General features: G+C 70.1%; 1 pseudogene (only partly in view). It reads left to right on the top strand.

Annotated features, from left to right (window positions below):
• Nucleotides 1-13,602 (top strand): annotated as a pseudogene (locus ACFYO1_RS20220) (non-ribosomal peptide synthase/polyketide synthase); its annotated part reaches 11,574 nt to the left of the window's first position; the annotation flags it as partial.

Below are 13,602 nucleotides of genomic sequence, written 5' to 3'. Positions count from 1 at the left end.
CGGCTGGTCGCCAGGGTGAACGCGGCGTTCGGCTGCGCGCTGACCGTGCGTGCGGTGTTCGAAGCGCCGACGGTAGCCGAACTCGCCACGCGGGTCGTGGATTCCGCTCAGCCGACCGGCCCGCCGCGGCCGGTACTGACAGTCCGGGAGCGTCCGAGTCGTATTCCCCTGTCGCTCGCGCAGACTCGAATGTGGCTGTTGAATCGGCTCGATCCGGAATCCGCCGTCTACAACATCCCGATCACCATCAGGCTGACCGGCGCGCTGGATACGGACGCGTTGCGGACAGCGCTGCGTGACGTCATCGACCGGCACGAATCTCTGCGCACCGTATTTCCGTCGGATCAGCTGGGGCCGAAACAGGTGGTCCGGTCCGGCGACGAGGTGACCCCCCTCGACCTGTGTCCCGTCGATGTGACCGAAATAGACCTCCCATCAGCGGTATTGGCGGTGACCGCCGCCGGGTTCGATCTGCGCACCGCAATGCCGGTGCGGGCCGGCCTGTTCTGCGTCGCGCCAGACGACCACGTGCTCGTCGTCGTGGTGCATCACATCGCCGCGGACGGCGTCTCGACCGCGCCGCTCGCGCGGGATCTCATGGTTGCCTACACCGCGCGGACCACGGGCGCTACCCCGCAGTGGCGACCGCTCTCCGTTCAGTACGCGGACTTCACGTTGTGGCAGCACGAGGTGCTCGGGGCGGCCGACGACCCGGAATCGGTGCTGGCCGCGCAGATCGCCCACTGGCGCACGGAACTCGCCGGACTCGCCCCGGTGCTCGAGCTGCCCGCCGACCGTCCGCGGCCGCCGGTCGCCTCCGGACGCGGCGCCGCCATCGACTTCGCCGTGTCCGCCGAGCTGACCGGAGCGATCGCGGGCCTGGCCCGCAGACATGGCGTTTCGTCGTTCATGGTGATTCACGCCGCCTTCGCCACGTTGCTGGCCAGGCTTGCCCGGGTGGACGACGTCGCCATCGGCACTCCCATCGCGGGACGTTCCGAAGCGGCATTGGACGACCTGGTCGGCATGTTCGTGAACACTCTTGTCTTGCGTTCCCGCGTAGCACCGGACATGACTTTCGCCGAACTCCTGAGCGAGGTGCGCGACGCCGACGTCCGCGCGTTCGCCCATGCCGATCTGCCCTTCGAGCGACTCGTAGAAGAGCTGAACCCGATACGCGCACAATCTCAATCCCCGATCGTGCAGGCTCTGCTCACCTTCGAGCACCGGGACGACACCGTCCTGCGACTGCCCGGACTCGACGTGTCGGCGTATCCGATCGACAGTCGGATCGCGCAGTTCGATCTGAGCCTCGAACTCGCCGAATACGTTTCCGATACGGGCGCCGCGCTGCGGGGCGTACTGCGCTATGCGACAGACCTGTTCGACCGGCGCACGGTCGAGTCGTTCGCGGCCCGGTTCGTGCGTGTACTCGAAACGGTTTCCACGAACCCGTCCCTCGCCCTCGGCGATATCGAGCTGCTGGACGCCGCAGAGCGTGCGCTGGTGCTGAATCAGTGGAACGACACCACGCATCCGATGCGGGCCGGAACGACACTGGTCTCCCTGTTCGAAGAGCAGGTAGTCAGTACGCCGGAGGCGACAGCGCTCACCTTCGACGGAACGAGCCTGTCGTACGCGGACTTCGCCGCGAAGGTGCACCGCCTGGCCAGGTGGCTCGTGGATCAGGGTGTCGGCCCGGACTCCTTTGTCGCGCTGGGTATGCGGCGCTCGATCGATCTGATCACCGGCATGTACGCGGTCACCGTGGCCGGCGGCGCCTACGTGCCGCTCGATCCCGACCATCCGGCCGACCGCATCGACCATGTGCTCGGGACAGCCAGGCCGGTCTGCGTGCTCACCTCCGGCCTGGACCTGGACGGTGTCGCGGCCCGCCAGTTCCGCATCGACCGGTTGGACTTGACCGGCTACGCGCCGACCCCGCTGACCGACCTGGACCGCGTCGGCGTGCTCACCGCGGCGCACATCGCCTATGTCCTGTTCACCTCCGGCTCGACCGGCCGCCCCAAGGGTGTCGCCGTGCCGCACGCCGCCGTCGTGAACCGGCTGCACTGGATGCAGCAGACCTACCGCCTCACCGCCGGCGACGCGGTTCTACAGAAGACCCCGGCTACTTTCGACGTGTCGGTGTGGGAGTTCTTCTGGCCCTTGCAGGTCGGTGCGCGCCTGGTCGTCGCACGCCCGGACGGGCATCGCGACCCGGCTTATCTAGCCCGCTTGATCATCGAAGAGGGGGTGACCACGGCCCATTTCGTGCCCGCCATGTTGTCGATGTTCATTGTCGAGCGAAGGGCAAACGAGTGCATTACGCTCCGCAACGTATTCGCCTCCGGTGAGGCATTGCCCGCGCTGGCCGCGCAGCGGGCGCGTGAGGTGATCGGAGCGCGGGTGCACAACCTGTACGGACCGACGGAGGCCACCGTCGACGTCACCTTCCACGAGGTGACCGCGGCCGATGTGGTCTGCGTGCCGATCGGCAGGCCGGTGTTCAATACCCGGTTGCTGGTGCTGGATTCGCGGATGCGACCGGTCCCGGCCGGGGTTCCTGGGGAGTTGTATCTGGCGGGTGCGCAATTGGCACTCGGCTATCTCGCGCGGCCGGATCTGACCGCGGACCGGTTCGTCGCGAATCCGTTCGCCGGTGGTGAGCGGATGTATCGCACCGGCGATCTGGTCAAGTGGAACGCCGACGGCGAGGTGGAGTACCTGGGCCGCACCGACTTCCAGGTGAAGCTGCGTGGTCTGCGCATCGAGCTCGGCGAGATCGAGTCCGCGCTGACCACGGTGGATTCGATCGCGCAGGCGGTCGTGGTGGTGCACTCCGAGGACCGGCTCGGTGACCGGCTGGTGGCGTACGTGGTAGCCGCCGGCGGGCATTCGCTGGACATCGACGGGGTCCGGTCCGCGCTGAGCGCGCAATTGCCCCCGTACATGGTGCCTTCGGCGATCATGTCGCTGGATGCGTTGCCGCTCAACACGTCCGGCAAGATCGACCGCAAAGCGCTACCCGCCCCCGTCTTCGAGGCGACCGCCTATCGCGCACCGGCCACCGGCACCGAACGCGCGGTCGCCGGCATCATCGGCGAGCTGCTCGGCCTCGACCAGGTCGGGGCCGACGACGACTTCTTCGCCCTCGGCGGCAATTCCCTGATCGGGACGCAGGTCGCGGCCCGGCTCGGCGCCGCCTTCGACGCCGAGATCCCGGTGCGGATGCTGTTCGAGGCGCCGACGGTCGCCGGGCTGGCGGCGCGGGCGGCTCGGCAGATCGGCACCGGCGGCAGGCCGCCGCTCACCGCACGCCCGCGTCCCGAGCGGGTACCGCTGTCACCGGCCCAGCAGCGCATGTGGTTCCTCAACCGTTTCGATCCCACCGGCACCGTGCACAACATCCCGGTGGTGGTCCGGCTCACCGGGTACCTCGACCTGAATACGCTCGCCGCCGCCGTCGCCGACGTGGTCGGCAGGCACGAGACCCTGCGTACGGTCTACCCGGACCACGACGGCACCGGTTACCAGCGGATACTCGAACCCGGCCAGGTGCCGTCGCTGCAATCGCTCGATTCGGCCGCCGCCTTGCCGGAGTTCGTCGCCACGCCGTTCGACGTGACGAGCGAAGTGCCGTTGCGTATCGGAGTTGTCCGGTTGTCGGATCGTGCGCACCTGCTCGCGCTCGTCGTGCATCACATCGCGGCCGACGGCTTCTCGATGGCGCCGCTGGCCCGCGACATCGCCACCGCCTACGCGGCGCGCGCCACCAGAACCGCACCCGCCTGGACCGAATTGACGGTGCAGTACGCCGATTACGCGCTGTGGCAGCGCGAAGTGCTCGGCGCCGAGACGGATTCGGAATCGGTGATCGCGCGCCAACTGAGCTACTGGCAGGAAACGCTGCGGGCCTTGCCCGTGCAACTCGATCTACCTACTGACCGGCCGCGTCCGGCGATCGCCACGCACGCCGCGTCCAGCACCACGATAGAGCTGAATACTGCTGTCCGCGAGGCTATTACCACTGTCGCGGCGCGCTATGACGCGACCCCGTTCATGGTCGTGCATGCCGCCCTCGCCACGGTGCTGGCCCGGCTGTCCGGTACCGGCGACATCGTCATCGGCGTGCCGATCGCGGGCCGCGGCGACGCCGCGCTCGATGACCTGGTCGGCATGTTCGTCAACACCCTGGTGCTGCGCGCCGAGGTCGCCGGGGCCGACGCGTTCGCCGAGGTGCTACGGCGAGTGCGTGACACCGACCTCGAGGCCTTCGCGCACGCGGAGGTGCCGTTCGAGCGGCTGGTCGAGGTGCTCGATCCGCCGCGGTCCGCGGCGCGGCATCCGCTCTTCCAGGTCGCGCTGTTCTTCCAGAACCTCGCCCACGTCGACCTCGATATGGCGGGCGTCGCCGTCGCCGAGTACGAGTTGGACTACCAGACAACGCCCTTCGATCTTCAACTGACCGTCACCGGCAATTCGGTCCGGTTCACCTACGCCACAGACCTTTTCGATGAAAGTACCGTGACGACCTTCGGGTCCCGGTTCCGCCGCCTGCTCGACGCCGTGACCGCCGATCCGGAACAGCTGGTCGGCGACATCGACCTGTTCGGCGCCGGCGAACTGCATCGAGTGGTGACCGAGTGGAACGACTCCGCGCACACCGCCTGCCTCGCGGAAATGCTGCTCGACGAATTCGAGGCGCAGGCCGCGGCGACACCGGACGAGCCGGCACTGATCTTCGTCCCGGACGACGGCGCCGCCGCGACGACGATGACCTACGGCGAGCTGGACCGTCGGACCAATCAGCTGGCCCGGCACCTGATCGCCGCGGGCATCGGCCCGGAATCGCTGGTGGCGCTGGCGATCCGGCGTTCGGTGGACCTCGTCGTCGCCATGTACGCGGTGCTCAAGGCGGGCGGCGCCTACGTGCCGATCGACCCGGACCATCCGGCGCGCCGGATCGCGCACCTCCTCGACACCGCGCAACCGGCGGCGCTGCTCACCACCTCGGCCGAGCGGGTCGGCCTCGACTACGCCGGCCCGATCACGCGCATCGATGAACTCACCCTCGACGGCTATCCGGATGACCCGATCGCCGTGCACGAGCGCCGCTCACCGATCCACCCGCAGCACCCGGCGTACGTGATCTTCACCTCCGGTTCCACCGGAAAACCGAAGGGCGTCAGCGTTTCCCACGCCGCGATCGTCAACCAGATGACCTGGATGCAGTCGGAGTATCGGCTGACCGCCGACGACGTGTACCTGCAGAAGACGGCCACCACCTTCGACGTATCACTCTGGGGATACTTCCTGCCCCTGCGCATCGGCGCAGCCCTGGTGCTCGCCGCGCCGGACGGCCACCGCGATCCCGGTTACCTGACCGAGGTCATCGAGGCCACCGGCGTCACCCTCACCGACTTCGTGCCCTCGCTGCTCAGCGTGTTCGCCGGACATGTCGAAACCGCCGGGCAGCGTGCGGCTCTCGCCTCGCTGCGCACCGTCTTCGTGATCGGCGAGGCACTGCCCGCCGAGACGGTGCGGGCCTTCGGCGCCGTCAGCCGGGCCCGGCTGCACAACCTGTACGGCCCGACCGAGGCGGCGGTGAGCATCACCTACCGCGACGTCACCGGCGACGTCGGCGGCCCGGTCCTGCCGATCGGCAACCCGGAGTGGAACAGCCGGGTCTATGTGCTGGATTCGCGGCTGCGCCCGACCCTGCCCGGCGTCGCCGGCGAGCTATACCTCGCCGGTACGCAGCTGGCCCGCGGGTACCACGGCCGGCCCGACCTGACGGCGGACCGGTTCGTGGCCAACCCCTTCGGCGTGCCGGGGGAGCGCATGTACCGCACCGGCGACCTGGTGCGCTGGGCGGCGGACGGCGATACCGCGGAGCTGATGTACTTGGGCCGCACGGACTTCCAGGTGAAGTTCCGTGGGCAACGACTGGAGCCGGGCGAGATCGAAGCGGTCTTGGCCGCTGTGCCCGGTGTGACCCAGGCCGCCGCCGCGGTTGTCGCCACCCGCACCGGTGACCAGCTGGTCGGCTACGTCACCGCGCGGCATGCGGTTGCCGAGGACGAATTGCGGCGCGCGGCAGGCGAGAACCTGCCGTCCTACATGGTTCCGTCGGCCTTCGTGGTGCTGGCGGCGTTCCCGCTCAACGCCTCCGGAAAGCTGGATCGAAAGGCGCTGCCGGAACCCGTGTCCGGTCGAGCAGCCTTCCGTGCTCCGGTCACCCCGGCCGAACGTCTGGTCGCCGACGCCTTCGGCACAGTGCTCGGGAGCGGGCCGATCGGCGCCGACGACAGCTTCTTCGACCTCGGCGGCAACTCCCTGACCGCCACCCGGGTGACGGCCCGGCTCGGCGCCCGGCTCGGCCGTCGCGTTCCGGTCCGGCTGGTATTCGAGGCACCGACCGTGCGCGCCCTCGCCGGGTGGATCACGAATGACGCTGCCGCGCTGGAACAGTCGGTGCCGCTGATCGCGGGTCCGCGTCCGGGAGTCATTCCGCTGGCGCCGGTGCAGCGCGGCATGTGGTTCCTCAACCGGCTCGACCCCGCGTCGGCCACCCACAACATCCCCCTGGCGATGCGCATCGAAGGCGAGCTCGATGTGGCCGCTCTGCGCGCCGCGTTCGCGGATGTCGTTGCCCGGCACGAGGTATTGCGCACGGTCTATCCCGTCGACGCGACCGGAAGCGGCCACCAGGTGATCCTGCCCGCCGAACCGGCGCCGATCCCGCTCGCGCTCGAAGACCTCGGGGGGCGTCCCGTAACCGAGCGGATCGCCGAATTCCTGGTCGCCGGTTTCGACGTCACCACGCAGGTGCCGGTGCGTGCGGTGCTGCTGCGGGTGCACGACGCCGAGCAGGTGCTGGTCGTGGTGCTGCACCACATCGCCGCTGACGGCTCTTCGATCAGCCCGCTTCTGCGAGACCTGTTGTGTGCCTATAACTCTCGCGTACTGGATGCGGCACCGCCTTGGCCGGACCTGCCCGCTCAGTACGCCGACTACGCGCTGTGGCAGACCGGTGCTCTGGAATCCGTTGCATCCGAACAACTCTCGTACTGGACGGAGACGCTGCGCGACCTCCCGGCGGAACTGGCGCTGCCGACGGACCGGCCACGTCCCGCGGTCGCGACCGAGCGTGGAGCGAGCGTGCGTGCACGGATCGGCGGCGAGGTCGCCGCGCGCATAGCCCGACTTGCGTGGCAGCACAGCGCGACTCCTTTCATGGTGGTGCACGCCGCCTTGGCGGTGCTGTTGGCCCGGCTGTCCGGTACCACCGACATCGCCATCGGTACCCCGGTGGCCGGCCGCGACGAAGCGGCCCTCGACGACCTGGTCGGCATGTTCGTGAACACCGTCGTCCTGCGCACCCAGCCGGACCTCGGCCGATCGTTCACCGACCTGATCACCCAGACCAGGACCGCCGACTTGGCCGCGTTGGGCAACGCGACCGTGCCGTTCGACCGGGTGGTCGACGAGCTCGGCATCGAACGCTCCCCGGCCCGGCATCCGCTGTTCACCGTCGCGCTGAGCTACCTCGACACCGGTGCCGGCACCGTCACGGTGCCCGGATTGGCGCTCACCGCCGTGGAATTCGACGAGCCGGTGGCCCGCTTCGATCTCCAGTTCACCGTCGCCGCCGAGCCCGATGCCGACGGCCACCTCGCCGTCGAACTCGATTACGCCACCGATCTGTTCGACGAAGTCACCGCCGCGAGCGTGCTCCGCCGGTTCGGTCGCCTCCTCGGCGCACTCACCGCCGACCCGGACCGCCCGATCGGCGCCGCGGACCTGCTCGCCCCGGCAGAACGCAGCGAACTGCTCGCCCGGCGCGGTGCGCACCCCGTCGAACCGCGCACCTTGGCCGAGCTGATGACCGCCGCCGTGGCCATGAATCCCGCTGCTACCGCGCTGATCTCGGCCGAGCGCAGCCTCACCTACCGCGCACTGGACGAACAATCCGCCCGCCTGGCCAGGATGCTGATCGGTCATGGCATCGGCGCCGAGGACGTGGTCGCCATCGCCATCGAGCGCTCGGTCGAGTCCCTGCTCGCGGTCTGGGCGGTCGCCAAGACGGGCGCCGCCTTCGTCCCCGTCGATCCGACCTACCCGGCCGAGCGCATCACCCACATGCTGTCGGATTCCGCCGCCGCCCTCGGGCTGACCACGAGCCGTTCGCACCGGATGCTGCCGGCCGACGTCGAATGGCTGGTCCTCGACGCACCCGCGACCGCGGTGCGGCTGCGGCACACCAGCGCGACCCCGATCGCCGCGGACGAGCTGATCCGCCCGGTCCGCGTGCACAATCCGGCCTGGATGATCTACACCTCCGGCTCGACCGGAACCCCCAAGGGCGTGCTCGCGACCCACGCCGGCCTCGCCGGAGTGGCCCGCGCCCAGCGCGATCGGTACGTGATCACCGCGGGCGCCCGCATCCTGCACGTCGCCTCACCGAGCTTCGACGCGTCCATGCTCGAACTGCTGCTGGCGCTGTCGGCGGGCGCCGCGCTGGTGATCGCACCGGCCAGCGTCTACGGCGGTGCCGAACTGACCACCCTGCTGCGCGAGCAGCGGGTGTCGCACGCCTTCCTCACCCCCGCGGTGGTGCGTACCCTGGACCCGGCCGAGCTGCCCGACCTGCGGCACCTGACCGTCGGCGGCGAGTCCTACGGCCCGGATACGGTGCGGCGCTGGGGAATCGGCCGCGCCTTCTACAACACCTACGGCCCGACCGAGACGACGATCATCGCCACGATCAGCGCGCGTCTGCGCCCGGACGATCCGTTCGACATGGGCACGCCGATCCACGGCATGTCGGCGGTGATCCTCGACGCCCGGCTGCAACCGGTGCCGGTCGGGGTCACCGGCGAGCTGTACCTGCGCGGACCCGGTCTGGCCAGGGGTTATCATTCACGGCCTGGTCTTTCGGCCGAGCGGTTCATCGCCGACCCCTACGGTCCGGCGGGCGGGCGGCTCTATCGCGCCGGCGATCTGGTGCGGTGGACCACGACAGGCGCGGTCCACTACGTTGGACGCTCGGATCAGCAAGTGAAGGTACGTGGGTTGCGCATCGAACTCGGCGAGATCGATGCCGTTCTCGCGACTCATGCCTCGGTCGAGGCGGCGGTGACCCTGGGGCACACGGAGGCCTCGGGTGTGACATCGCTGGTTTCGTATGTGGTCGGTCGCGGGATCGATGCCGAAGAGCTGCGTGCCCATGCCGCTCGTTCGCTGGCGCCCTACATGGTGCCCGCCGCTGTCATGGTGCTCGATGAGTTGCCGTTGACCCCGGTCGGCAAGCTCGATCGGCAGGCCTTGCCCGCTCCGGAATTCCGGGTGGCCGCGTTCCGCGCGCCGCGGACCACCGCCGAGCAGGCCGTCGCCGAGGTCATCGCCGACGTGCTCGGCCTCGCCACCCCGATCGGGCTCGACGACGACTTCTTCGCACTCGGCGGCAACTCGCTGACCGCGACGCAGGTCGCCGCGCGGCTCGGCAACCGGCTCGCGGTCGGTGTCGGGGTGCGGCTGGTGTTCGAGCATCCGACCGTCGGCGCGCTCGCCGCGGCGGCGTCCGGCGCGGCGCGGTCCGGTCCGGTGCTCGCGCGGCGCGCGGACACCGGACCGGTGCCCCTGTCGCTGGCCCAGCAGCGCATGTGGTTCCTCAATCGTCTCGATCGGCAATCGACGGCCTACAACATTCCGCTCGCTGTCCGCTTGACCGGTGAACTCGATGTCGCCGCGCTGAATGCCGCGATCGCGGACGTGGTCGAGCGGCACGAGGTGTTGCGCACCGTCTACCCGCAGCGTGAGTCGGGCCCGGTGCAACTGGTGCTCCCGGCGGGGGAGTCGGGCACACCGGTGCTCGCGCCCATCGCCGTTCCCGCCGACGATCTCGCCGCCGCGGTCGCGGACTTCGTCGGCGGTGGATTCGATGTCGCCGAAGCGGTTCCAGTGCGCGCCCGGCTGTTCGTGCCGGTCGCCGCGGCCGCGGTGGCGCGCGAACACGTGCTGGTGGTCGTCGTGCACCACATCGCCGCGGACGGGTCGTCGCTGGCGCCGCTGGCCAGGGACGTGATGGTCGCCTATGCCGCGCGCAGGCGAGGTCGCGCGCCCGAATGGGCCCCGTTGCCGGTTCAGTACGCCGACTACAGCCGGTGGCAACGCGAGTTGCTCGGCACCGAGGACGACCCGGATTCGCTGGTCTCGCGCCAACTCCGGTTCTGGACCCGCACCCTGGCCGGGCTGCCCGCTCAGCTGACCCTGCCCACCGACCGGCCACGGCCCGCCATCGTGGCCACCCGCGGCGGCCATGTCGACTTCGCCATCGACGCCGAGGCGCACGCCGATCTGGTCGCGCTCGGCCGGGCGGCCGGGGCCACCCTGTTCATGGTGGTGCACGCCGCGTTCGCGGTGCTGCTCGCGCGGCTGTCCGGCAGCACGGACATCGCGGTCGGCACGCCGGTCGCCGGGCGCGGTGCCGCCGAACTCGACGACGTGGTCGGCATGTTCGTGAACACGCTGGTGCTGCGGGCGCGGGTCGACGCGGCCGCCGGGTTCACCGACCTGCTCGAGCAGGTGCGGGCCGCCGATGTCGCCGCGTTCGCACACGCCGACGTCCCGTTCGAGCGGCTGGTGGAGGTGCTGAACCCGGAGCGGTCGACGGCCCGGCATCCGCTGTTCCAGGTCGGCTTCTCCTTCCACAATCAGGCGGGCGCCGACTTCGCGTTGGACGGATTGACCGCCACCGCTGCGGATTTCGATTCCGAGGTCGCGCAATTCGATCTGCATCTGGTGGTCACCGACCGCTACGACGACGAGGGTGTGCCGACCGGGATGGCGGCTTCGATCAGCTACGCGACCGCACTGTTCGACGAGAGCACCGTCGCCGGATTCGCGGGCCGGCTGCAACGAGTGCTCGGTGCGGTCTGTGCTGATCCGCGGTTGCCGGTCGGCGATCTCGCTCTGCTCGACCGGGCGGAGTCCGAGCGCATGCTGGTCGCATGGAATCGATCCGGACGTGAATTCGATACGGCCACACTGACCTCCGGTTTCGAGGCGCAGGTCGCCCGGACGCCGGACGCGGTGGCGATCGTCGATGGCGCCGTGACCCTCACCTACGGCGAATTCGGTGCGCGGGTCAACCGGTTGGCACGGGTGCTGATCGACCGCGGCGTCGCACCGGAATCGGTTGTCGCCCTGGCCATCCCGCGCAGCATCGATCTGCTCGTCGCGATGTACGCGGTGGTCACGGCGGGCGGCGCGTACCTGCCGCTCGACCCGGACCACCCGCTGGACCGCACCGTGCGAATACTCACCGCCGCGGGCCCGGAGCTGGTGCTCACCTCGGCGGCGCATCCGATGCTGCCGGTCACGGTGACGAATCACGCTGTGGTGCTGGATATCTCGAACATCGATCCGTCCATAGAGGCACGACCGGTGCAAGGCAGTGAGCGCTCGGCGCCACTGTCACCGGCGAACACCGCGTACCTGATCTTCACCTCCGGCTCCACCGGAACCCCGAAGGGCGTGGCCGTTCCGCACGCCGCCGTCGCCCATCAGCTGGATTGGCTGCAATCGGAGTATGTCCTCGGCGCCGATGACGCCACCTTGCTGATGACCTCGGCCGCCTTCGACCTGTCGATCTGGGAATTGTGGTGGGCGCCACGGACCGGCGCCAGAATCGTGCTCGCCCCCGGTGCCGCGCAGCGCGACCCGGCGCGGGTCCTCGACCTGATCCGGCGTGCCTCGGTCACCACCGTCACGCTGGTGCCGTCGCTACTGGCCATGCTCGGCGACGCCGCGGACGACCGACTGCCCGGCTCGCTGCGCTGGCTGCTCGTCATCGGTGAACCACTGCCGGCGACCACGGTCCACCAGGTGCGCGGCCGGACCGGCGCCCGGATCGACAACCTGTACGGGCCGACCGAGGCCGCGGTCTCGGTCACCCGCTACCGGACCGTCCCCGGGACGCTGCACACGGTGGTGCCCATCGGCACACCGGAATCCGGCAGCCGCGTCTACGTGCTCGACGACCGGCTGCACCCGGTCCCGGCCGGCGTCACCGGCGAGCTGTACCTCGGCGGCGCACAATTGGCCCGCGGCTATCACGGCAGGCCCGAATTGACCGCCGAGCGTTTCGTGGCGGACCCGTTCGGCGCGCACGGTAACCGGTTGTACCGCACCGGTGATCTGGTGCGCTGGGGCGCCGACGGGAACCTCGAATACGTCGAGCGCCGTGACTTCCAGGTGAAGGTCCGCGGCTACCGCATCGAACTCGCCGAGATCGAGCACGCCCTGCGCTCGCGGCCCGCGGTGTCCGAGGCGATCGTGGTCGCGCAGCACGCCGGCGACGAGAACGCGATGCTGGCCGGGTATTTCACCGCCACCGAGCCGGTCGATACGGACGTTCTGCGCGCTGCGGTGGCGGACCTGCTACCCAGCTACATGGTGCCCGCGGTGCTGCGGCAATTGGACACGCTGCCGCGCAACGCGAACGGCAAGGTCGATCGGGCCGCGCTGCCCGCGCTGGAGCCGCGCACCCACGAGTTCCGCGCCCCCGCGACGGAACTGGAGCGGCAGTGCTGTGCCTGCTTCGCCGAGGTGCTCGGCGCCGACCGGATCGGCCTGGACGACAACTTCTTCGAACACGGCGGCAATTCGCTGCTCGCCACCCGCCTGGCCGCCCGGCTGAGCGCGGCACTCGCCGAGCCCATTCCGGTGGTCTGGCTGTTCTCCGCGCCGACACCGGGCGCGCTGGTGGCCCAGCTGGCCCAGCATCGGTCCGGCCGTGGGCGGGTCGACGCGGCGGCGGCGTTCGACGTGCTGTTGCCCTTGCGGGCCGGTGGCTGCCGGGAGCCGCTGTTCTGCGTGCATCCGGCGGGCGGCGTCGCGTGGTCGTTCGCCGGCCTCGCCGCCCACATCGACCCGGAGCGCGGCGTGTACGGGATCCAGTCGCCCGCGCTGAGTTCCGCGGCGCCGCTGCCGGAGTCGATCGAGGACTGGGCGGCGCGGTACGTGCGGGAGATCCGGGCCGTGCAGCCGGAGGGTCCGTACCACCTGCTCGGCTGGTCGCTCGGCGGCGTGCTCGCGCACGCGATCGCGGTCCAATTGCAGGACGCCGGCCAGCATGTCGCGCTGCTGGCCATGCTGGACAGCTCGCGGCAGGTCACGGTGGACGAGTCCGCGACCGTCCCGGTGGCGGACCTGCTCGGCGGGCTGCTGGGCGACCACAGCGGCGAAACCGACCTGGATCTACCCCGATTGACGCGCCGGCTGACCGAACTGCCCGAGCCGTTCGCCTCGTTCGGCGCCGACCGCCTCGCCCGGGTGCTGGACGCCGGCACCCGCGCAGTGGACCTGATCACGCGTTACCGACCCCGCCCCTACAAGGGCGATCTCCGGTATTTCACCGCGGCCCTGGACGATCCCACCGGTGCAACCGGGGCCGCAACCTGGGCGGATGCCGTCGACGGCACCGTGCACAACCACGCCGTGCATACCTCGCACTGGCGGATGACCACCGAGTCGGCGCTGGCCAGGATCGGCCACGTCCTCACCGCCCTCCTGGAGCGTGCCGACCGCACCTGA

Origin of the sequence: Nocardia sp. NPDC006044 (assembly GCF_042871115.1) — a bacterium.
Classification (GTDB): domain Bacteria; phylum Actinomycetota; class Actinomycetes; order Mycobacteriales; family Mycobacteriaceae; genus Nocardia.
Note: the sequence above shows the minus strand (reverse complement) of the source record. Positions and strands in the feature narration are given on the sequence as shown.